The following is a 21,284-nucleotide window of genomic DNA, read 5'->3' as shown; positions in this document are numbered from 1 at the left end:
ATGTATAGCTCTCTATGCTAGCTTGGTGTTGCTATTACGCAACTTTTTAGTTGAAAAAATATCCAACTCTATTCCATAGTGTTGGCATATTTTTTCAACTTCTGAGAATGAAAAATCAAGAGTTCCATTTATTTTTTGACTGACTGTGACATGGCTTACATTAAGTAGTTTAGCGACTTCCTTTTGTTTTATTCTATTCTCCAAAAGAAAAAGCTTAAACCTCAGATATGGCTGATGTTTAAGCGGTTTATTACTCTTTTTCATGAGTGATCACCTCCGATCTGTTGTTATTGCGTAACTTAATTTTATTATACCATTACATATTTCGTAGTCAACAACTTTATTTACTCATTTTTAAATATTTGTTGTTAAAGCGCAATTTTTGGGGTATAATACGATTAAAATATATTTTAATTTTGTTGTTTAGAAAGGAAGATAATTATGCCAAAAACTTTTGGCGATAGGCTTTATGAATTAAGGAAAGAAAGCGGATTGACTATGGATGAATTTATAGAAGCGTTTAATCGTAAATATCCAGGTACAATATTAAATAAATCAATAGTTTCAAGATATGAAAATAATATACATACTCCCAAAAGGTTTACTATAGTTGAGCAAATCGCTGATTTTTTTGGAGTATCTATAAGCTATATGGCGGGAAAATCAGATAACAAATTTGGGGGCGAGGAAAACTGCAAAAAACTCCCTGTCATCGGCACAATTGCCGCAGGAACCCCCATTTTTGCCCAGGAAAACATCGAGAGTTACGAATACGTACCAGATAACTTTCACGCTGACTTCTGTCTTCGGGTCAAAGGGGACAGCATGATAAATGCTCGCATTTTAGATGGAGACATTGTTTATATACGTAAACAATCTGACGTAGAAAACGGCGAAATTGCTGCCGTCCTAATCGACAATGAAGAGGCCACTTTAAAAAGAGTGTACAAGCTCAACGGCACAATAATACTTCGTGCCGAAAACCCAAACTATAAAGACATAATCATAACAAAAAAAGACAATAAAGATATAAAAATTATTGGTAAGGCAATATTTTTTAAATCGGAGGTGAGATAAATGGCAAACATAAGGAAGCGGCCAAACGGGACATATCAGGCTGCCATATATGTTGGCCGGGATGCAAATGGGAAAAAGATCATAGAATACATCACCCGGGACAGTTGGCACGAGTGCAAGGCTGCTGCCAGGGAAAGGGAACAGGAGCTGGAGGCATGGAATAACGGTGGCTCCCTCAAGAAAATCAAAGTCGTTGATTGGATAGAGGAATGGATAGGACTCAACGAAAAAAGACTCTCTCCTTCCACAGTGAAACTATACAAGATGTACCTGCGCGCACACTATGCGCCTTTTTTTGGCAACATGAAGCTGGACAAGCTGGCCGGAAATGAAATATTACTTCGCCGCTTTATGGCCGAAAAACTGAAAACCGTTTCCGCCAATACTACCTGTAAACTAATGACCGTTTTAAATAAAATTCTTAGGGAGGCCCTGAGAGACAAAAACCCACTTAAATACATTGAGCTTCCCAAGAAAGAGAAATACGTCCCACATGTTCCAAATGACGCTGAGTTCGCTCAAATTCATGAGGCAGTGAAAGGTACTATAGATGAGCTTTTCATTCTTCTGGCGGCCTGGTGTGGGCTTAGACTGGGTGAAATATGCGCCCTTAAACCAAATGATATTTTTCGGGAAAGAGGGGTTATCAGAGTTGACGAAAGCCTGGCCGTGAATGACCAATACGAATGGGAGTACAAGCCTCCCAAGTCGGCAAACGGTGTCAGAGAGATAGCGGTTCCTGAATATCTGATGGATCTACTCAATGACTATATAATCAAAAAAGGAAAAATCCCCGATAAGATATTTGACTATGTACCGGGAGGATACACTCACCGCTGGGCCCGAATAGTCAAAGAGAAAAACCTCCCTGACATTCGTTTTCATGACCTGCGCCACTATCACGCATCCTGGTTGTATGCCCAGGGCATCCCGGACCAGTATGCCGCAAAAAGGTTAGGCCACGACATTCAAACGCTCAAAGGGATATACCAGCACCTGGGCCTGGATAAAGAAAAGATTCTGGATGATAACATTAGACAACTACTTCCCAGAGGAAAAAAACAAAAAGAAAATGCCGGACAAAATAATCAAGAGGCCACCTAAAAGGGCGGCCTCTCTATATTTCGTGCCAGACAAAATGCCAGACAAAACGTTAAAGTATATTTTAACGCTGTTAAAATTAATTTAAACAATTACCTTTTGCGCAACTTTTATCTGATAAATCAATGACTTTTAAAACCTTGATAATACTGAATATGTGAAAAAATTGAGCGAAACACAACAAAGCAGACTCAAAATCTGCCGCTCGCGAGGGCGTGGGGGTTCAAGTCCCTTCCGCGGCACCATTGACTTTCAGGGATTTTAGTTAGGCAAGAAAAATGTTAAATGCTCAACAAATGCCAGACAAAAATTCAATACACCCCCCCAAAAAATAAAAACCGCCTCATAGCTAAAAAGGCTAAGGGCGGGTGGCCGCGAAGGCGACCTATAAAATTGTTAGATAGATAACTCGTGAATCATGAATCAATTTTAACATATCATATCGTTCTTTTACCAGGTGGCTATCACGCCACCTTTTTCTTATCTCATCGTTTTTTTACTTGATTAAATTTATCTCTTTTGCCAGTATACTTGATATTTTTGATGATTTTAGGCGGTATATTTGATTTAGGCCCCATATCAAGTCAAAAACCTCTTCTCAGATTGTGTTCTTCCGGGCTTCCACTTCACTTCGGAGGAAAAGCCGATCTTTTGCCATTTCTTTTATGGGACGCAATTTGCCGCGCTTAATTAAGTCGTAGATGTTCTGCCTGCTGCATTCCAATATATCGAGTGTAATTCTATATATCACCTTTATAGTACCTAATAGCCTGTAATCCCAGAATACATCCTACTAGCCAGAATCCCCCGGCAGCAAAACCTGCTAAAACATCACTAGGGTAATGAACACCTAAATAGATTCGGCTTATACCAATTGACAAAACTAAGAATAAAAAGATAAAGGTAAAGAGATATTTAAGTCCCCTTGTCTTTAAGTTAATCCACATTAGATAAGCGAGCATTCCGTAAAAAGCAAAAGATACCATGGCATGACCACTAGGAAAACTATACCCCGTTGCTGTTACTAATCTTGCAATATCGGGCCTACTACGATGAAAAATCCATTTTAACAGTTCATTCATGAGCCAACTACCGGCTAAGGCCGTAATAACCATAATAGAATCCCAAAAGTGCTTTTTCATTTTGAGGAGAAAAAACCAGGCTACAAGGGCAAGAGAAATCATAATAACCCAAGACCCCATCGTGGTTATCACTTTCATAATTTGCGTTGTCAATGGACTGTTAATAAGAGTTACTGCATCAGTTACTATTTGATCAAATATCTTTAATTCATTATTAATCAGTGCCTTAGCTAGCTGGGCGAATAACAGCATAAATCCCAGACCTAGAGCTAAGCCCCCTACCAGGTAGTTGCGAAAAACTCCAAGAGGTGAAAGCTTTTTAGCAAATAAATCTTCGATTTTTAAACGAATTGTTATCCATACTTTTCTGAGGCAGAAAACTACCTTTGTATTTCTAGAAATTAGATATAGTACAACTACCAAAAGAGTAACTACAACGGTAATGATTTCAAAATAATTGTTTAGAAAATCCTGAGCCTTAGTCCCCAAAATAAAAATCAATAGCCCTTCTAAAAAAAAGCGAGCACCACGAGTAAAAATATTTTTGGTATCCATCGAATTGAGCAAATCCACACCCTTCTGTGCTATTATACCAGCATTATTCACCAAAACATCAATTTGCCCAAAAGAATCCAGACATTTTTCTACTATTGCTTCAACCTGTTTCCGCTCTGTTATATTAGCCTTGCATAATATACCTTTGCAGTTTTATTTTTCCAGCTTTTCAAGCAGTGAGTAAGATTCTTTCTCAGAATTAAGGTATTGGATTCACTACATTGTATCCATTTAAAGCCATCAACTCAGTTGTGGCTCTTCCAATCCCTCTGGAAGCTCGGGTAACAATAGCTGTTTTATTCACTGTTCAGTCTACAAATGTCTGTCTTTTTTTGTTCTGCATACAGGACAATTTTGAAGTGCCAGCGGTACCTCAAGTCCACATGCATCCATCAATTCTGCATTCACAAGAATTTCTGAAGTAGGACCGTCTGATGCGATTTCCCCGTCTTTTATAACAATAGTTCTTTCACAAAGTTCGAATACCATATCCAAATCGTGGCTTGTTATGATTTTTGTGTGCGCAAAGCTTTGAAGCAATCTCATGACCCTCCGTCTGGATTTGGGATCGAGGGCAGCGGTCGGTTCATCCATCACCAAAATATCAGGTTGCATGGAAAGCACAGATGCAATGGCGGCAGCACGCTTTTCACCTCCCGACAATTTGAAGGGCGCACGATCTTTCAGATGAAGAATCCCAACCATCTCCAATGCTTGAAAGGCGCGCTTTTCAACTTCCTTTTCGTCTAGTTTGTAATTGCGGGGACCAAAAGCCACATCATCATAAACCGTGGTCATGAACAACTGGTCGTCTGGATCCTGAAAAACCATACCCAGCCTTTGCCGAATCATGGGAAGTGTCTTTTTTGTCAATTGAACTTCACCCACGCGAATTTCTCCTTGGCATGGGAAAAGAACACCCATAAGCAGCATCAGTAGTGTTGACTTGCCTGCTCCGTTTGCTCCTATAATTCCCACCGACTCTCCATGGTGGATTCGGAAGGACATACCATTTATTGCCCTGTGGCCATCCGGGTAAATATAATGCAAATCTTTTACCTCTGTTATATGGTGACTCATCTTACCACTCCTGTTAACAGTGAACCTATCATTACAGGGATATTATAAATTCTTGCTACTGCAAAGAACAAAACCCATCCTGCCAGATAGGCCCAATCCGAGGCTTTAATCTTCCGGTAATCTCCTATATTGTATTCCCCTGCAAAACCTCTTAAGCACATAGCTTGATAAATACGCTGCGCCCTTTCAAACGTCCGTATTATAATCTGTCCTGCCAATGAACCCCAAGCGCTCCGGTGAACGCCCTTCTGCTGAGGAGCCCGTAGTGAATAAGCCCTTAATGTACGGGCAACCTCCTCCATCAGCACTGAGATATACCGGTAGGTCAATAGTAACTGTAATACAAACAAACGTGGGATTTTCAGCATCCTCAGAGCCGATGCAAGACTATCCATCCCTGTGGTCGCAATAAGGAGAAGCGCGGCAGCCACTGTGAATCCGCACTTCAAGAAAACAGAAAAAAAGGTGACCCATCCTCTTGATATGGTCAGTCCGCCAAGTATAAAGACCTGGTGGTCAAACAATGGGTTTAATATACCTATTCCGATAATAAAAGGTTCGACAAGTAGTATTCTTCTAAATATAGGTCCTATCGGAAGCTCCGCCAGTACCAACACCAGCACAGGATAAAAAATTAGCGGAAACAGTCCGATGATTTCATATCTGTTAAAGGATACAACCACAGTCAAGTAAATGACTGTGGTTAGAAGCTTCACGAGGGGATGTATCCTGTGAATGAAGGTTTCTTTCCGAGCCAGGTCGTCCAGAAGCCGCATATTATATAATGAATTCATGATGTTTGACATAGCACATATCATATCCTAACAAAGAATTAAAGGCGAGGTTATCCATACTGCCTCAAACTTTCAAACGATTACTTTTTTCTTCCTTCTTTTGATCATGCTGATGGTCATCCCAGTAAAAGCTGCCAAGGCAAGCGTCATACCGCCGCCAACTAACCCTGAAATACTGGTTCCGCTATTCACAGCAGGCCAGGACTCTTCGCCTTCTCCGGCACTCTGTTCCTTCTCGTTTTCAGGCGTCTTAAAGCTATAATCGGGTAAAAAGGCGGTTTTGCTCTGGATTTCAGAAAGTTTCTGATGAATGCCATCTGTTGCTTCAAGCTCCTCTTTTCCTGCAGTCTTAAACATAGACCATTCCAGCCCATCAGGATTAGTAGAAGCAAACCACGAGAAGACGCCTCCAGCAATCACCGCCGCAATAGCAAAACCAGCTAAAACCTTTTTTATGGAGATGCTGCCCAGTGCTTCTCCCAAAGCAGCTTTCTCAATGATTTCCGGCCGTGCCTTCCAAACAAATGTAACAATAGCTGTAGTGATAAGGCCTTCCACCACACCTATCGCAAGATGGATGGGTTGCATCAGCATTACGAAGGTGCCAAACGGTAATTCTGTTTTCCCGGAAAACAGCGTTTCAAGTACGACGCCGAAGGCTCCAAGCTGAAGGCCTATAATTGCTGAAAGCATTGCTGCTCCAAAAATGCGTTTGGGGGAATAACCTTTGCCCATGATCCGCTTATATATCAGCGGATAGGCAATAAAACATGTAAAAAAACCAAGATTGAATACATTACACCCTAATGCCAACAAGCCTCCATCTGCAAAAAATAAGGCTTGAATAACAAGAATTGAGGCCATGGTAAGGAATCCGGCATAAGGACCAAGTAAAATAGCGAGCAACATGCCACCTCCAAGGTGGCCACTGGAACCAGTTCCAGGAATTGAAAAATTAATCATCTGGGCAGCAAAAACAAAAGCTCCCATTACTCCCATCAAAGGGATTTTCTTTTCGTCCATATCATCCTGGATTTTTTTCATCGAATAAGCTGCAACTCCTGCTGTAGCAGCCCACATGGTTCCACCTACAACAGGTGAAATTAAAGCATCCGCCATATGCATTTTTATCATCTCCTCTACAAAATAAACCCATAAAGGGCAAACTAAAAAGTCCAGTCCCTTCATGGGTCTAATTCGTACTTTTTGAAAATGTGTTTGACGAAACCTTCATGGTTTCAATTTACGAAGATTAATATATCATAACTTGCATATTGCGTCAATTGTTTATTGTTTTGAGTGCGATCGGCAGGTTTATTCCTATTATCCGCACCTTTGCCCCTTTTGTTGCCGGTATTGGTTCCATGAGTTACCGGCACTTTATCAGTTTCAACATCATCGGGGGGAGGGCCTGGGTATCATTATTTTGGGGAGGAGGGTTCATGAACCCGATAATTTCAGGAATCTCCTTCTTTCATATGGCTCCTTAAGCGTACTGGTATTTATATTATTTCAGGTATTGCAAGTCGTGGTTGCCGCCATCCCCGGTATATATTAGAGCTCTTCATTAATAAACTTTTTTATCTCTTCTCTTCTTGGAACACGACCATAAGATTTAACCTTGCCGTTAATAACTAATCCGGGAGTCATCATAATACCGGCTTCTACAATAGCTTTTATATCTGTTACTTTTTCTACATTTGCCGCCATATCCAACTCAGCAAGGGCATTTATAACTTCTTTTTCAAGGTTAGTACAGTTCATACAGCCTGGACCATAGACCTTAATTTTCATAATTATAACTCCTTTCTTTTATCCTCTAAAAATATCATCCTTAAAGTATTTCTCCTTAAAAGGGAGAGCCACGTTTACCAGACCAATCATTACCGGTACCTCAATAAGAGGACCTATAACAGCGGCAAAAGCTTGCCCGGAATTGATACCAAACACAGCTACGGCAACGGCAATAGCAAGTTCAAAGTTGTTGCTGGCAGCAGTAAAAGCAAGGGTAGTAGACTGCTCATAATTAACACCAAATTGTTTACTAAGGAAGAAGGATAAAATAAACATTACTACAAAGTAAATTATTAAAGGAATGGAGATTCTAACTACATCCATAGGCAGCTTAACTATGTAACTACCTTTTAAGGAAAACATTACCACAATGGTAAATAACAGGGCTATGAGAGCCAATGGACTGATCTTAGGTACAAAAACTTTCTCGTACCATTCCTTACCTTTAGCAGGAACAAGAAAATACCTGGTCAGGAAACCCGCCACAAAAGGAATTCCCAAATAAATAGCTACACTCGTAGCTACTTCCCCAATAGAAACATGTACTTCCATCCCTTGTAAACCAAGCCAATCTGGTAACAGAGTGATAAATATATATGAATATATGGAATAAAAGATCACCTGAAAGATGGAGTTGAGGGCCACTAAAGCAGCAGCATATTCATTATCACCTTTAGCCAGGCTGTTCCATACGATAACCATAGCTATACATCTGGCTAAACCAATGAGGATAAGACCAACCATATATTCCGGGTAACTACGTAAAAAGATAATTGCAAGGGCAAACATGAGGATTGGACCGATAATCCAGTTCTGTACTAATGATAGTTTTACAACAGTTCGATTTTTAAACACCTTGCCTAATTCATCATACTTAACTTTCGCCAGCGGAGGATACATCATAACAATTAAACCGATAGCAATAGGAATAGATGTTGTACCAACAGAGAGCTTATCTAACCAAGTTGCTACACCCGGAAAGGCCCATCCTGCCCCTACTCCAATGGCCATAGCGAGAAAGATCCATAAAGTTAGAAAACGGTCTAAGGTAGATAGTTTTGCAGAAGCGGAATTTTTCATGTGATACCTCCTCGTATTTATCTATTTTTACACAATATCCATATAACTTTCTTAATATTTTTGCTTTATACTTTACCTCCTTTTATTCCTTTGGCTTTCTCAAGCCGTCGCAAGAAGAGTCACATAGATGGAGCACAACTTCGTCATGAAAAAGTGCTTTATCTAATAAATCATGCAGGTTACTTATGCTTTGCTGACTTAAATTGTAAAAGCACCATTTTCCTCTTTTTTCTACATTGATAAGCCCTACTTCTGCCAAGACCTTGAGATGATGAAAGATTGTTGCCTAGCCACCATCTACTATAAAGGAAAACACAAAGCTGTAGAAGTTCCTATTGTCAGTTATAAAATAATGTTGAATAAATATCCTGTAAACAAAATTCCCGTTCCAGTTATACCAATAAAGATGGCTAAAAGTTTTGGTTTTAAAACTCTTCGTAATAGAATCATTTCAGGAATACTTAGGGAAGTAACTGCCATCATGAAGGCCAAAGCTGTACCCATAGCTACCCCTGCCCTCGTTAGTTCACTTACCAAAGGTATAACCCCAGCTGCATTGGAATACAGAGGTATGCCAAAGGCCACAGCAATAAATACGGCAAAAGGATTGTCTTTTCCAGCATATTTGGCTAGAGAATTAGTCGGAATCCAGCCATGCATAAATCCGCCAATAGCAATACCAATCACCACATAGGGCCAGATTTTCTTAAGCAAATCTTTAGTAAATTGCCAAGAATCAAGGAGCCTTTCTTTAATAGTTTGCTTTGGTAGCTCAACACCTGCATCCCCTACTTTAATCTGGTATACATAATCTTCCACGTATTTTTCTAGACCTAGTTTGCCTAGAATTAATCCGCTAACAATAGCGATGACCTCACCGGAAATAATATAAACGAGGGCAATCTTCCACCCAAAAAGTCCGTATAACAGACCTAAAGCCACTTCGTTAACCATGGGAGCAGCAATAAGGTATGAGAAGGTTACACCTAAAGGAATTCCAGCTTCCACAAAACCGATAAAAAGGGGTACTGCCGAGCAGGAACAGAAAGGTGTAACGATACCTAACATTGCCGCAAAAACATGGGCAACAAAGGTATTCCCCTTTTTTCCGGCCAGGATCTTTTTAGTCTTCTCCGGTGGGAAAAAGCTTCTAATAAAGGTTATGGCATAGATAATCATTAACAGCAGGATGAAAATCTTAATGGTATCATAGATGAAGAAATTCAGGGCGTCGCCGATCTTTGAATTTCGTGCAATATTAAACACATTATAAACTAACCAATCGGCAAGTTGTTGTGTCCAAATAAACATATTATCATTCCTCTACATTAATATATAACTTAATATAAACATATTTAATAATATTTATATGATAAACCTAAATTTCTATCCTGACAAGTATTAATACTACTTCAAAAATAAGTTGGCGGTTACCCGCCAATAAGAGCACTCATAATGTAGCAGTTAATATTTTGTCTTTCTTAATATTTGTAAGTATATGCATAGCCTCCTCGTTCATAATAGGGTTCTTTATTTTAATATATAAATGTGGAAGAGGATCTTCGTAAGTATACTGCCCCCGCCCGTGGTAGTGAGAAATGGAAAGAGTTATACAAAGGGTGTACTGCTGTAGAAAGAGTTTTAAGACGTTCATGCTGTTCTGCATAATAAAAGCGGAATTCAGGCATACATAGAAATTTATACATAGTTTAATAGATTCCTGTTTGCGACGTTAACGAAAACTTCAAAATGAAAAAAGAATAGGACTCCAAAAACGGGTCCTTAAAACATTTTACCAAATATATATAGTTAGGGAGGTAAAGGAGATTTTATTGATATTTAAGAGTTAGCTTGAGGCTGTTGCTTAAACCGGTGGAAGCCACGGCCCATACCATAAGGTTTCTTGCTTGGGTCCCATTGTCCGGACTTGATTGCCTCAAGCCTAGCATTCATTCTCTCTTCCATTAATTTTGCCTGTTCCTGAGTAATGGTACCATCGGCAACATTTTGCTGGAGTATTTGTTTTTTAAGTTCCAGCATTTGCGTTAACAAAGCAGTCATTTGCGCTTTTTGCTCATCGGTTATTTTCAATTGGGGGAGATTTTTAAATTGCGCCCCCTTGCCCTTAAAGGGATTTGTTGCTGCAGGATTATCATCGGCCAAAGCCAAAGAAGCCGCACCTATACTAAGCACTAAGACCAGGATGATAATTAAGGCTTTTTTCACTTTGCTTCACCTCCTTTCTTGAGTTGGTTTTAATATACCCGGAAATTATGGCAAAAAAAGTACAGAGATGTGAACTTTTTGTGAACATTGAAGTTCTCAGGGTTTTTTTATAATTTTTTTGTAGTATATTCTTAGAAGGAGGGAAACAAATGAGTAATAAGCCGATTCTCTTAGTGGATGATGATCCCCATGTTCTTGAAGTTTTATCCCTTTATTTGAAGAAAGAGGAGTATCCGGTTGTCTTAGCAGATAACGGCATGGAAGCACTGGAGAAAATAGAGGAGGCAGACCCGCGTCTTATCGTATTAGACGTGATGATGCCGCAAATGGACGGTATCGAAGTCTGCCGGAAGATCCGGGCTGTGAAATCTACCCCCATTATCATGCTTACGGCTAAATCAGAAGATATCGATAAGATTTTAGGCTTGGAGCTGGGGGCTGACGACTATATTACCAAACCATTTAATCCCAGGGAGGTAGTAGCCAGGATTAAGGCTGTTTTAAGACGTACCAGTGATACAAACAGGAATATTAAAACGCTTTCTTTCCCTAATCTTGAAATTAATTTAGCGGAATACCGGGTTAAGGTAAAAAATCAAGTTGTGCCTTTAACGCCCAAAGAAATTGAGTTGCTTGCCCTTATGGCCTCCCATCCTAACATGGTCTTTACACGGGAGAATCTCCTGGAAAACGTTTGGGGTTATGACTATATCGGAGAAACCAGAACGGTGGATACCCATGTGAAAAGACTGCGCCGTAAGCTGATGGTCGCACCCCATAACCCCTGGGATATAAAAACCATCTGGGGGGTCGGCTATAAATTCGAGGTGAAATAAATGAACTCGAAAATAGGAGTAAAACTGCTTACTTCATATATTGTTCTTGTTGTGATTACCCTGGTTATTGTGGGGTCCCTTTTGAATCCACTTTTCAAGAATTATTTAATCACAGCCAAAAAAAATGAGCTTATGTACAAGGCCAATGAAATAGTTACTCTAACCCAAAAATATAACAATAAAGAAATGGATGAAGAGTCCTTCAACCGGATTGTGGAAACCTTAGACAGATTTATCGATACCCGCTTCCTGATCATTGATAAAGAAGGACGCATCCTTGCCCCTTCCCAGGTAAGACCCGAACTAGGCAGAAAACCTCCTATCCGGAAAGACTCCCGCTTAAGTAGGGAGGAATTTGAACAGGTACTATCTGGGCAGATGGTTATCAAGGAAGGCATGTTGCCTCATTTCAATACACCAGTGATTTCGGTGGCCCTACCTGTTACGACGATTAGTTCAGAAGGTGTACCAGAAGTGTCAGGGGCTGTACTATCCTTTTCACCTGTTTATTTAGTTACCGATACGGTGAAAAAAGCCTATTATTATCTGGGTATCTCCAGCGTTATCGCGATTCTCCTGGCCACCGGTATCGCCTATTACTACTCAAAAAAAATTTCTCTTCCTTTAAAAAATATGAACGAAGCAGCTCTCGCCATGGCCAAAGGTGATTACAAGACTATCATCAAACCTGTTAGTGACGACGAGCTTGGTGAACTGGCAACCTCCATGAACTTTTTGGCCAGCCAATTAGATTCGAATATTACTGCCCTTGAGCAAGAAAAAGGAAAGCTGGAATCAATAGTACTAAGTATAAATGAAGGACTTATTGCCGCCGATAAAGAGGGAAGAATTATCCTTATTAACCCCATCATTGAAAAATTTTTTATGACGACTGCAAAAAGAATACTGGGAAGACTTTTAACAGATATTTCTCCCCTCCCCGAGTTGACAAAAGCGTTCGAAGCTGCATTAGTGAACGGAACATCAACCTCGGCTGCTTTTAAATTACTGCACAGCACTTTTAAAGTCGTAGTTTCCCCCATCAAACAAGAAAACGGTAACCTCCTGGGGGCGGTAGGAATTCTGCAGGATATCAGTGAGATGGAAAAAGTGGAGCAGCTGCGCCGTGATTTTATCGCCAATGTGTCCCATGAATTACGAGCGCCTGTTACGGTGATCAGGGGCTATACAGACTGTTTGCTGGATGGAGTGACAGATCATCCGCCCAACCATTACTACAGTATTATCAAGAATGAGACCCTGCGCCTGGAAAGACTCATTAAGGATCTAATGGATTTGAGCCTGCTGGAATCGGGCAAAGTTGAACTACACCTGGAGGAAGTAAATTTAAGTGAATTGATTTATGAAACAGTAAACAAATTTCAGCAAAGAGCTAAGACCAAAGGTATTCACCTTTTTACCACCGTCCGTCCTCACCAAAATATCATAGTATACTGTGATGCCGACCGTATAGAGCAGTTATTAATCATCCTGCTGGATAATGCCATAAAATATACACCTTCAGGCGGTGCTGTCGAAGTTGATTTAAGGGATGAGAAGGAAAAAGTATTTTTAAGTATCAAGGATACTGGAATAGGGATTCCTGAAGAAGACCTTCCTTTTATTTGGGAGAGGTTTTATAAAGTGGATAAATCCCGGAACCGGCAAAACCAAAATGGAACCGGCTTGGGTCTTTCCATAGCCAAACAAATAGCTGATTTACACCACGCTGAAATGACGGTAGAAAGCAAACTTCATGAAGGAAGTACCTTTACTTTAGAAATAAAAAAACAGAACTAAGCAAAAAGGCCTTGGCTCGGAATCTCCGATCAAGACTCTTCTTATTACTTATTTATGGTAGTCTAATTTGGCCAAATAAGCCTTTATGAGAGGCCACATAACCATTAACGTACTGACTGCTAACCAAAATGGACTATAAGTAGACATGGCAGAATAAAAGTCACCTTTCACAATAATCCTCCTTTCTCGGGCAACTTAATCCTCGCGCTAATAACCCAATACTCCTCCGTAACCGTACCGCCAGCCCACGTTTTTAATGCATAACGTTCGCTGGGCTTAAGTGTACCGGTACCATCAATGCTGTACTCTATAGTGCCGCGCTGTACCGGCGCAGTAAGGAAATTGCCGGTACTGGCTTTTGCCTGTTTGTATTGTTGTAGATGAATGCAGATGCCACAATTAGCAGTGTTAGTACAACTGCAATAAAAATAAAAACAATCTTTAAACTTGGTTAGTTACATACTGCTTTTACTCACCTCCGGTTAAAAATGTTATTTAGAGTATAGGGGATATATGTGGCTTAAAAGGAACAAAAACGTGAACTTTTTGTGAACTTTTATTAGGTGATCCCTAAATTAAAAAAGACAACCCCCCTGTTTGAGGAGGGCTATCTTTTTAGGTGTGATGAGATTATTCAGATTGGGTTAAACAAGATACACAATCAACCACTTTAATGGATACATTCTCCCTCTTTCCTTGTGATGAGGCCAGGCTGGCTAAATTGATTAAATTTAATATATTATATCTCAAGTCTTCACCAGGGCGAATACCCGTTCTTCTTCCGCCAGCAATACCAATTGTTAGATCTATCTTTATATCATTCAACCATTTATATTCTTTAGTAGAATTTATGATTTTATTGGCAAAGGTAATTGCCCGTTCTAAAGAACCATCATATAAGATTAGGAATTCGTCTCCGCCAAACCTGCATAAATAACAATTTTCGTCAATTTGATCTTTTAGCAACATTCCTAATTGTAATAATATTTGATCACCAATTATATGCCCATTGTCTTTGTTAATAACCCCAAAATTATTTACATCAATAAAGATAACAGTAAAGTCACTTTCTTTCCGTAACAGTTCTACCGCCTTCTCAATAATAAATTGGCTTTTTGGCAAACTGGTCATTATGTCGATATGTTTACTCACTTCTTCAATGAGTTTTGCCTTAGTGATAATGCCCACTAATTGATCATTATGTATAACAGGCAATCTTTCAATGTTTTTTTTCTCCATTAGCTCCTTAGCTTCCCAAATTGTTGAATTTGCAGTAATAGTTATAACCTCTTTGGTCATAGCATCTGCAACAATCCTATTGGGATGGGCTCTTCTAATATCTTTGGACGTGATGATGCCCACTAATTTGTCATCAAGCACTACGGGGAGACCCCCTATATTATTTTCCCACATGATTGCTTCAGCTTTTTTTACACTTTCATAGGGACCAATGGTATAGAGACTTATCGTCATAATTTCCTTTACATATCTACTCATAAATCAATCATCCTATTTATTTCTACATGGATGTTTACCTGGGCTTTGACCATATTATCTTCATTGGCTACTAAACTCCCCTCATCAAGTATGATGGAAATTAATTTTTCTCTGGGGATTAGCTGTAGTAATGATTTTCTAATTACCAATGCTTCAAACATAAAGTGATCAAGACGAATCACTTCGTATTGGTCAGGTGCAAGTACGTCAATCATTCTTTTTGCTGCTTCAGCACCTATAGGCGCCCTATTTCCAATTAACACAACATCCTGCATAGGTGGAAACTCAAATTCCGTCATTTTAATTTTAATTTCCGCTTTTCTTATGGCAGTAGTATTCTCCATTTTGCTATCTCCCCTGTATTATAATAGGCAGCCGATGAACCCCGCGCCCTAATGTAAGCAATTTATGTCAAAACGCAACTTTATATATTTATACCATAAATTTTATTTTTCCTCCACAATTAATAAAATTTTCCATGCCCCTAAAAACTTATACTTTTTCTGACTGGTGAAACAAAACCCGTCCTAGCGACGGGTTTTCTGTTGCTTCATCAATCTGTATTTTGACTTAATATTTGCTCCATTTCTAGAAATTCTCGAACCAGTTCAGGATCCAACTGGCTTCCTGCCACTCTAAGCAGTTCTTTTTTTGCCTCTTCTACGGTAAGCGTTGGCCGGTATACACGTGGGGAAGTCAGAGCATCGTAGACATCGGCCACAGCAATGATTCTGGCATAGAGAGGTATATTCGGGCCTTTAAGCCCGGTAGGATACCCCTGACCGTTATACCACTCATGATGGTGTACAACTGAGGGAATCAAATCATTTAAGCCGGTAGAAGATAAAGTATCGATGGCCAGCACTGTATGCTTTTTAATGATTTCATACTCAATATCCGTTAGTTTTCCCGGTTTATACAGAATTTTCTCGGGAATACCCATTTTACCAATATCATGTATTAAAGCTGATTTAGTAACTAGCTCCACTTCACTTTCCGATAAACTGATTTTCGCCGCTAATATCTTGCTATATTGCGCTACCTTGTTGCAGTGAATATATGTTGATATATCCCGTAACTCCATTAATTTTACCATTGCCTTTAATGAATCTGATTGGACACTAGCTAAAATCACGTTTCCACGCCTTTCTGCGGCACAATATAGGACCATCGACCTAATTTCATGGATATTATACAAAATAATCCATTTCTTTGCAAGTTTCAGCAATTAATCTCCTGGGAAATTTTCTCTATAAAAAATGGTTGAAGCCAGGGCTGCAACCATAAAATTCTATCGTATTATAGTTTTATAAGATAAATCCACACAAGACCCGTAAAAAATAATAGTCCTCCCAGATTTACGATATGAAACTTTACAAGATAGTCTTTACCGGGATATTCTTTTGCGTAAAGCTTGTAGGAAATAAGGCTGGCCAGGGAAGCAATTAGTGTGCCCATACCGCCTACATTAACTCCCCAGAGAAGTTCCCGATAATGACCGGTGAAATTAGCCAAAAGAATAGCGGCAGGGACATTGCTGATAAACTGGGAAAGGATTGCACCTAAAAGGAAAGTATTGCCTTCGCCGTTTAAAAAAACGGTGATACTTTCCATAAGTCCCGGCAATCTCGCTAGGTTATCGACCAAAAGAAAAAAGGCAATAAAAGTACCAAGTAAATAATAATCAATCTTCAGGAGTAGTTCCCTGTCAAAAATAATGAGTACAAGTAAAGTAAAGAAAAAAATGAACCTGTAATCAATTGCACGCAACACAGATAATACAACCAGACCAAAAAAAATAAGATACATCAATTGTCGTTTGGATTCTGAAGGTGTAAAACTGACGTCACATTTATACTGGACAGGCTCTGGGGGAATTTTAAAGGCTAATATAATTAACGAGATCAGTCCCCCTATGACAAAAGGAGCCATCATGTTTATGAAAGATGTGGGACTGATTTTATAGTATTCGTAGAGAAAGAGGTTTTGGGGGTTTCCCATAGGTGTCAAACTGCTTCCTATGTTGGCGGCTAAAGTCTGTAAAATGACTAACCAGGCAGGATTAAAGCTGCAGCGTTTGGCAATTAAAAGGCTTAAAGGAACCAGGGTCAGTAGAGCCACATCATTGGTGATAAACATGGCAAAAAAACCCGTCATAAGCACTAAACAGATACTTAAGAGTCTTAAAGAACGGAATCGTTCGAGGAGTTTTAAAGATAGCTCATCTAAGACCCTGTACTTTTCCAGGGCTATAATCACTGCCATCAAGTTGAAGAGAATGATAATTACTTTCCAGTCAATTGCTGCTACACTGGGTTTGACAAAAAAGGAAGACGCCGCCACGAGAAAAGATGCCGTAACAAAAAGGGGTTCTTTAGTCCATATAGCCTGAAGATACTGGCGCATTACTCCGTCACCTTTCGTAATTCATTAAACGTTATTTATCTTACCATGAATTTGACAATTGTCCAGACCTGCTCCTCTCTCTCAGTATTAAATTCTTAGGTCGCGTAAAGCCTTTTTCTTTGCGAAAATAAAAACACCAATAGGGTAAAGAATATATTTACAATTTATAACGGCCTGTGTATAATGTATCCTGTATACATAATGCTTGGCTAATTCTTCTATTAGCTTAAAGGAGGTAGCAACATGTCTGAAGCGTATAATCCTTATCAAACTATGCTCAACGTCCTGGATGAAGCAGCAAAGAAAATCGGACTCAAGTACAACGACTATGTTACTCTACGATACCCGGAAAGAGAATTAACTGTATCTATTCCTGTGGTCATGGATGACGGCCGTACCGAAGTTTTTACCGGCTATAGAATCCAGCACAGCAGTTCCAGAGGTCCCTGCAAAGGCGGAATCCGGTTCCACCCCGATGTTAACCTCGATGAGGTAAAAGCGCTGGCGGCCTGGATGACCTGGAAATGTGCCCTGGTTAATATACCCTACGGTGGGGCCAAGGGTGCCGTAAAATGTGATCCCTCTAAAATGAGTATTGATGAAATTAGGAGACTCACCAGAAGATATACGGCCATGATCCTGCCAATTTTAGGCCCGGAAAAGGACATACCTGCCCCCGATGTGGGTACCAATGCCCAAATCATGGCCTGGATCATGGATACATACAGTATGTTTAAAGGATACGCCGTCCCGGAAGTTGTTACCGGTAAACCCCTGGAAATAGGTGGTTCACTGGGTAGAACGGAAGCGACCGGCAGGGGTGTCATGTTTACAGTTCTCAATCTCATTGAAAAACTAAGACTTGCTAAAGAAAACATGACGGTAGCCGTACAGGGGTTTGGAAATGTAGGCAGTATTGCAGCCAAACTCCTCAAGGATCAGGGCTTTAAAATCGTGGCCATCAGTGATGTCTCCTGTGCCCTGTATAAAAAAGAGGGTATTGATATAGATAAAGCTATTTTCTATGCCAAGAACAACCAAAACCTTTTACAAGGCTATACGGAGGAAGGGCTCTCCGTAATTACAAATAAGGAACTCCTAACCCTTGACGTGGATATCCTGATTCCTGCCGCTCTGGAAAACCAGATCACGGAAGATATCGCCACAGAAATGGGTGCCAAAATCATCGTTGAAGCCGCTAACGGTCCTACTACCAATATGGCCGATAAAATTTTAGAGGAACGTAATATAATCCTGGTACCGGATATCCTGGCCAATGCCGGCGGTGTGGTAGTCTCCTACTTTGAGTGGGTTCAGAATGAACAATCTTTCATGTGGGATGAAGACTATATTAACAGCAACCTGGAAAAGGTTATGAAGAAAACGTTTGAAGAAGTCTGGCAGGTCCATAAGGAGAAAAACGTGACCTTAAGGATGGCTGCTTATATGGTAGCCTTGGATAGAGTAGCGAAAGCTAAAAAGATCAGGGGTATTTTCCCGTAATACTTATAAGGAATGCACTTTTTGACAGTGCATTCCTTTTTTTCTGGTGTGTACCCAAGGCTTGCGGGTATATTTTTAAATTATATGTTCTTTATCCAGTTAGGCTTTGAAGAAATTGGTTAAATACTAGATAGAGTGACTTCTCCGGAGGGTTAGCCTGTGCGTAAGACCATAGGAATGGTAATGAAAACTGCAATGGGAACAACCCTTATCGAACTTATGATTGTGACGGTAATCATTGGTATACTGGCCACAACGTTTCTTTCCGCTTTTCAGAATGTGACGGCCAAAGCAAATTTAGTCAAAGTAAAAAGCGACTTAAAAAACATAGCCACAGCCTGCGAAACCTATAAATTAGCACGGGGAACTTATCCTGACAGTATAAACTCCTTGGGAGATTTGTATTTTTTTAAACTTCCTTCCTCACATATACCCGGATATAGCTATGTAGTGGATAAAGACGGGATTATCTACTTACTTAAAGATACCAATGACAATGGTAGAAAAGACCCGGAAGAAAACGATATTTATACCTTTAGCGACCCTGATGCTTTTACTTGCAGCTCCACGAATCTCTAGTTAGTGCACAGAAAACTACAGGGTATTTTATTTTACTTTTAGCACCTCATCACACTTTTGCAGCGTAAATTTATTGAGGATCATCTCGTGGGTAAGAAGTGAGTCCTGTAAAATCTCGATATGTCTGGCGTCTGAATTGACAACTACCCCGAAATCATACGCACAGAGAAATGAACAGTTTGTTCCTATTAATGCTTCTCCCAGGTCTTTTTCGAAATGATAGATTTCTTCTCTGGGTGTTTCCTCAAGAAAAAAGAAAGGCTGGCATATCCATCTTATTCCCTGATATCCCGCAGAAGTTACGGAAGAAGCCAAATTACAAATTTTTTCGTGTACTCCCTTGCTTCCGCTCCTCCGTAAACATTCGAGAAGTTCATTCATTGAATGGCTCATCACACCTTCTGTCGGTATACCGTTAACCTTGAGAAAGTAGTGTAAACGCTTCAATAAATCAGGGTCAAGGGAGAGGAAGACTGCTTCTCTATTAACGGCGGCGTTATGAATATAATGACAAAGATTTACCATGAGGTGTTCTAATTCGTAGTAATAAAAGACTGCGTGAACGCCAAAAGTATTAGCCATGAACCGAATTCCCTCCTTAATGGAATACCGGGGACCTGCCTAAAGTATATGAACAATATCTACTCTACTCTTCAAATCTATTAAACATTATACTATATTTTCTGAACATTCTTCCACCTTGTATCAGTTTAATATCTTTAAATATTCTACTATCGATTCATCTAATAATTCACTTAAGCGGATAACCTCCTAAGCGGATAACCTCCCTATCCTGAAAGTTACCTCCCTTATCGACTACAAGTTTAATTAAATCTGTCCTTAACCGTTCTATTTCTTTAAGTTTGTGGGCGAGTATATTCTTTTTATCCTGTTCCATGTCCATATCCTCCCCCGATTTGTCTATATTTTTCAATATATAAAACACAGAAGAAACAAGAAAATAGTAATATCTTGTAAATAACATGAAGAAATTAGGACTATAGGTAGAATTTTTCTGGGACTAATGCTATTATACAAAAAGAAGGAGGTCAAGAACTTGGACAATATACTGTACGAAAAACAAGTAACCTGTCTATACTGCAATTTACCCTTTAAAACTACAAAGGTCAAACAAAGCAAGCTAATCGTTAAACATAAAGATCATGACTTCTGCACCCATTATGAGGGCGAAATAAATCCCTATTTTTATGATGTAAACGTTTGTCCCCACTGCGGGTACGCTTTTTTAGGTAATACACCGGAATTACGAAATAGTGAAAAAGAAATCCTGCGTAAGAACTATATCGAACGCCTGAATAAAATTAACCTGTGCGGCCCCCGCAACATGGAGGATGCCATTACAAGTTACAAACTGGCCTTAATTTTTTCTACCCTTTTAGAAGAGCAATATTTAATGACGGCCAGTCTTTGCTTAAGGCTCTCCTGGCTTTACCGTTTTCAAAATAATCCTCAGGAGGAAGAAAGATTTTTAGCCAATGCGTTAAATGCTTACCTCAGTGTTTACGAATTTGAAGACCTTAATCACCTGGCTATGGGCAAAGCCACGTTATTTTATTTACTTGCCGAACTTAACGGTAGGCTCAAAAAATACGAAGAGACCAGAAAATGGTTTAGCAGACTCTTTGCGGAGAAAAATGCCGAACCGAGAGTAGTAAAAATGGCCCGGGAACGCTGGTATGATTATAAGGAACAGATTAAAGAAATAGGAATTTAGCGGGCAGTCTAATCAGCCGATTAGACTGCCCGTTTTTATCTTAAAAAGAATAAATACGGGAAATTGTAAATAAATAACATATGGAAACAACTTTTCCTTGTGCTCACTTCTGGATAAGTGTATAATAATTATCAATAAT

23 protein-coding genes are annotated in these 21,284 nt (G+C 39.7%); 7 read left to right on the top strand and 16 right to left on the bottom strand.

Annotated features, from left to right (window positions below; translation table 11 throughout):
* Window positions 1-12 precede the first annotated feature (12 nt).
* Window positions 13-264 (bottom strand): helix-turn-helix domain-containing protein, encoded by a 252-nt coding sequence (locus BR63_RS19065; RefSeq protein ID WP_051965513.1) that lies wholly within the window; start codon window positions 262-264, stop codon window positions 13-15.
* 177 nt (window positions 265-441) lie between these two features.
* On the opposite strand from BR63_RS19065, the gene lexA reads away from it, so the two are divergent.
* A complete protein-coding gene (gene lexA, locus BR63_RS19060; RefSeq protein WP_034420859.1) occupies window positions 442-1,077 on the top strand; it encodes a transcriptional repressor LexA in 636 nt (211 codons plus the stop codon).
* Window positions 1,078-2,181: a site-specific integrase gene (locus BR63_RS19055; protein ID WP_051965511.1), complete on the top strand. Its 1,104-nt coding sequence runs from the start codon at window positions 1,078-1,080 to the stop codon at window positions 2,179-2,181.
* A 595-nt stretch (window positions 2,182-2,776) separates the two neighbouring features.
* Here the strand turns inward: BR63_RS19055 and BR63_RS19895 are convergent.
* From BR63_RS19895 to BR63_RS19010, 9 genes are all read right to left on the bottom strand, one after another.
* The gene (locus BR63_RS19895) at window positions 2,777-2,929 is read right to left on the bottom strand and encodes a helix-turn-helix domain-containing protein (protein WP_338055997.1); all 153 of its coding nucleotides are present in this window, start codon (window positions 2,927-2,929) and stop codon (window positions 2,777-2,779) included.
* Window positions 2,919-3,956 (bottom strand): SDR family NAD(P)-dependent oxidoreductase, encoded by a 1,038-nt coding sequence (locus tag BR63_RS19045; RefSeq protein ID WP_276568988.1) that lies wholly within the window; start codon window positions 3,954-3,956, stop codon window positions 2,919-2,921. The genes BR63_RS19895 and BR63_RS19045 overlap by 11 nt, the downstream gene beginning before the upstream one ends.
* Before the next feature lie 171 nt (window positions 3,957-4,127).
* Complete coding sequence (locus tag BR63_RS19040; protein ID WP_034420858.1) at window positions 4,128-4,895, bottom strand: energy-coupling factor ABC transporter ATP-binding protein; 768 nt, start codon at window positions 4,893-4,895, stop codon at window positions 4,128-4,130.
* Window positions 4,892-5,701 carry a cobalt ECF transporter T component CbiQ gene (gene cbiQ, locus BR63_RS19035; RefSeq protein WP_034420856.1) on the bottom strand — a complete coding sequence of 270 codons (810 nt, stop codon included), beginning with the start codon at window positions 5,699-5,701 and terminating at the stop codon, window positions 4,892-4,894. Before cbiQ ends, BR63_RS19040 begins: the two co-directional genes overlap by 4 nt.
* 60 nt (window positions 5,702-5,761) lie before the next feature.
* Window positions 5,762-6,814 (bottom strand): energy-coupling factor ABC transporter permease, encoded by a 1,053-nt coding sequence (locus BR63_RS19030; RefSeq protein WP_034420855.1) that lies wholly within the window; start codon window positions 6,812-6,814, stop codon window positions 5,762-5,764.
* Window positions 6,815-7,243: 429 nt separating this feature from the next.
* A complete protein-coding gene (locus BR63_RS19025; RefSeq protein ID WP_034420853.1) occupies window positions 7,244-7,483 on the bottom strand; it encodes a thioredoxin family protein in 240 nt (79 codons plus the stop codon).
* Between the two features lie 18 nt (window positions 7,484-7,501).
* Window positions 7,502-8,563, bottom strand: coding sequence for an ACR3 family arsenite efflux transporter (gene arsB / locus BR63_RS19020; protein WP_034420852.1), 1,062 nt, complete (start codon window positions 8,561-8,563; stop codon window positions 7,502-7,504).
* A gap of 342 nt (window positions 8,564-8,905) precedes the next feature.
* Window positions 8,906-9,874 carry a permease gene (locus BR63_RS19015; RefSeq protein WP_034420849.1) on the bottom strand — a complete coding sequence of 323 codons (969 nt, stop codon included), beginning with the start codon at window positions 9,872-9,874 and terminating at the stop codon, window positions 8,906-8,908.
* Window positions 9,875-10,402: 528 nt separating this feature from the next.
* Window positions 10,403-10,789 carry a DUF2680 domain-containing protein gene (locus BR63_RS19010; protein WP_034420847.1) on the bottom strand — a complete coding sequence of 129 codons (387 nt, stop codon included), beginning with the start codon at window positions 10,787-10,789 and terminating at the stop codon, window positions 10,403-10,405.
* Between the two features lie 149 nt (window positions 10,790-10,938).
* Between BR63_RS19010 and BR63_RS19005 the strand changes: the two genes are divergently transcribed.
* Both BR63_RS19005 and BR63_RS19000 read left to right on the top strand, forming a co-directional pair.
* Window positions 10,939-11,625: a response regulator transcription factor gene (locus BR63_RS19005; protein ID WP_034420846.1), complete on the top strand. Its 687-nt coding sequence runs from the start codon at window positions 10,939-10,941 to the stop codon at window positions 11,623-11,625.
* Window positions 11,626-13,425, top strand: coding sequence for an ATP-binding protein (locus BR63_RS19000; protein WP_034420845.1), 1,800 nt, complete (start codon window positions 11,626-11,628; stop codon window positions 13,423-13,425).
* Window positions 13,426-14,055: 630 nt separating this feature from the next.
* On the opposite strand, the gene BR63_RS18995 is transcribed toward BR63_RS19000, so the two are convergent.
* The 4 genes from BR63_RS18995 to BR63_RS18980 all read right to left on the bottom strand — a co-directional run bounded on the left by BR63_RS18995 (window position 14,056) and on the right by BR63_RS18980 (window position 17,328).
* The gene (locus BR63_RS18995) at window positions 14,056-14,922 is read right to left on the bottom strand and encodes a GGDEF domain-containing protein (RefSeq protein WP_034420843.1); all 867 of its coding nucleotides are present in this window, start codon (window positions 14,920-14,922) and stop codon (window positions 14,056-14,058) included.
* Window positions 14,919-15,266, bottom strand: a complete 348-nt coding sequence (locus BR63_RS18990) for a hypothetical protein (RefSeq protein WP_034420841.1) — start codon at window positions 15,264-15,266, stop codon at window positions 14,919-14,921. The genes BR63_RS18995 and BR63_RS18990 overlap by 4 nt, the downstream gene beginning before the upstream one ends.
* Before the next feature lie 209 nt (window positions 15,267-15,475).
* Complete coding sequence (locus BR63_RS18985; protein ID WP_051965509.1) at window positions 15,476-16,150, bottom strand: HD-GYP domain-containing protein; 675 nt, start codon at window positions 16,148-16,150, stop codon at window positions 15,476-15,478.
* A gap of 71 nt (window positions 16,151-16,221) precedes the next feature.
* Complete coding sequence (locus BR63_RS18980; RefSeq protein WP_034420839.1) at window positions 16,222-17,328, bottom strand: SLC13 family permease; 1,107 nt, start codon at window positions 17,326-17,328, stop codon at window positions 16,222-16,224.
* 243 nt (window positions 17,329-17,571) lie between these two features.
* Between BR63_RS18980 and BR63_RS18975 the strand changes: the two genes are divergently transcribed.
* Together BR63_RS18975 and BR63_RS18970 are read left to right on the top strand one after the other, a co-directional pair.
* Window positions 17,572-18,831: a Glu/Leu/Phe/Val family dehydrogenase gene (locus BR63_RS18975; protein ID WP_034420837.1), complete on the top strand. Its 1,260-nt coding sequence runs from the start codon at window positions 17,572-17,574 to the stop codon at window positions 18,829-18,831.
* 159 nt (window positions 18,832-18,990) lie between these two features.
* The gene (locus tag BR63_RS18970) at window positions 18,991-19,410 is read left to right on the top strand and encodes a type IV pilin protein (RefSeq protein WP_051965507.1); all 420 of its coding nucleotides are present in this window, start codon (window positions 18,991-18,993) and stop codon (window positions 19,408-19,410) included.
* A gap of 27 nt (window positions 19,411-19,437) precedes the next feature.
* On the opposite strand, the gene BR63_RS18965 is transcribed toward BR63_RS18970, so the two are convergent.
* Complete coding sequence (locus BR63_RS18965) at window positions 19,438-19,992, bottom strand: MEDS domain-containing protein (RefSeq protein WP_034420835.1); 555 nt, start codon at window positions 19,990-19,992, stop codon at window positions 19,438-19,440.
* Window positions 19,993-20,161: 169 nt separating this feature from the next.
* Window positions 20,162-20,308 (bottom strand): Spo0E family sporulation regulatory protein-aspartic acid phosphatase, encoded by a 147-nt coding sequence (locus BR63_RS18960; protein ID WP_161781857.1) that lies wholly within the window; start codon window positions 20,306-20,308, stop codon window positions 20,162-20,164.
* Window positions 20,309-20,467: 159 nt separating this feature from the next.
* On the opposite strand from BR63_RS18960, the gene BR63_RS18955 reads away from it, so the two are divergent.
* The gene (locus BR63_RS18955) at window positions 20,468-21,145 is read left to right on the top strand and encodes a DUF2225 domain-containing protein (protein WP_034420834.1); all 678 of its coding nucleotides are present in this window, start codon (window positions 20,468-20,470) and stop codon (window positions 21,143-21,145) included.
* Window positions 21,146-21,284: the final 139 nt, after the last annotated feature.

Origin of the sequence: Thermanaerosceptrum fracticalcis (assembly GCF_000746025.2) — a bacterium.
In the GTDB taxonomy this organism is placed as follows: Bacteria; Bacillota; Peptococcia; order DRI-13; family DRI-13; genus Thermanaerosceptrum; species Thermanaerosceptrum fracticalcis.
The sequence above is the reverse complement of the archived record's forward strand: the minus strand, read 5'-3'. Positions and strand labels throughout refer to the sequence as shown.

Coding starts and splice junctions, on each gene's coding strand:
- BR63_RS19065 (WP_051965513.1), bottom strand. CDS start 264: ATGAAAAAGAGTAATAAACCGCTTAAACATCAGCCATATCTGAGGTTT.
- lexA (WP_034420859.1), top strand. CDS start 442: ATGCCAAAAACTTTTGGCGATAGGCTTTATGAATTAAGGAAAGAAAGC.
- BR63_RS19055 (WP_051965511.1), top strand. CDS start 1,078: ATGGCAAACATAAGGAAGCGGCCAAACGGGACATATCAGGCTGCCATA.
- BR63_RS19040 (WP_034420858.1), bottom strand. CDS start 4,895: ATGAGTCACCATATAACAGAGGTAAAAGATTTGCATTATATTTACCCG.
- cbiQ (WP_034420856.1), bottom strand. CDS start 5,701: ATGTCAAACATCATGAATTCATTATATAATATGCGGCTTCTGGACGAC.
- BR63_RS19030 (WP_034420855.1), bottom strand. CDS start 6,814: ATGCATATGGCGGATGCTTTAATTTCACCTGTTGTAGGTGGAACCATG.
- BR63_RS19025 (WP_034420853.1), bottom strand. CDS start 7,483: ATGAAAATTAAGGTCTATGGTCCAGGCTGTATGAACTGTACTAACCTT.
- arsB (WP_034420852.1), bottom strand. CDS start 8,563: ATGAAAAATTCCGCTTCTGCAAAACTATCTACCTTAGACCGTTTTCTA.
- BR63_RS19015 (WP_034420849.1), bottom strand. CDS start 9,874: ATGTTTATTTGGACACAACAACTTGCCGATTGGTTAGTTTATAATGTG.
- BR63_RS19005 (WP_034420846.1), top strand. CDS start 10,939: ATGAGTAATAAGCCGATTCTCTTAGTGGATGATGATCCCCATGTTCTT.
- BR63_RS19000 (WP_034420845.1), top strand. CDS start 11,626: ATGAACTCGAAAATAGGAGTAAAACTGCTTACTTCATATATTGTTCTT.
- BR63_RS18995 (WP_034420843.1), bottom strand. CDS start 14,922: ATGAGTAGATATGTAAAGGAAATTATGACGATAAGTCTCTATACCATT.
- BR63_RS18990 (WP_034420841.1), bottom strand. CDS start 15,266: ATGGAGAATACTACTGCCATAAGAAAAGCGGAAATTAAAATTAAAATG.
- BR63_RS18980 (WP_034420839.1), bottom strand. CDS start 17,328: ATGCGCCAGTATCTTCAGGCTATATGGACTAAAGAACCCCTTTTTGTT.
- BR63_RS18975 (WP_034420837.1), top strand. CDS start 17,572: ATGTCTGAAGCGTATAATCCTTATCAAACTATGCTCAACGTCCTGGAT.
- BR63_RS18965 (WP_034420835.1), bottom strand. CDS start 19,992: ATGGCTAATACTTTTGGCGTTCACGCAGTCTTTTATTACTACGAATTA.
- BR63_RS18960 (WP_161781857.1), bottom strand. CDS start 20,308: ATGGAACAGGATAAAAAGAATATACTCGCCCACAAACTTAAAGAAATA.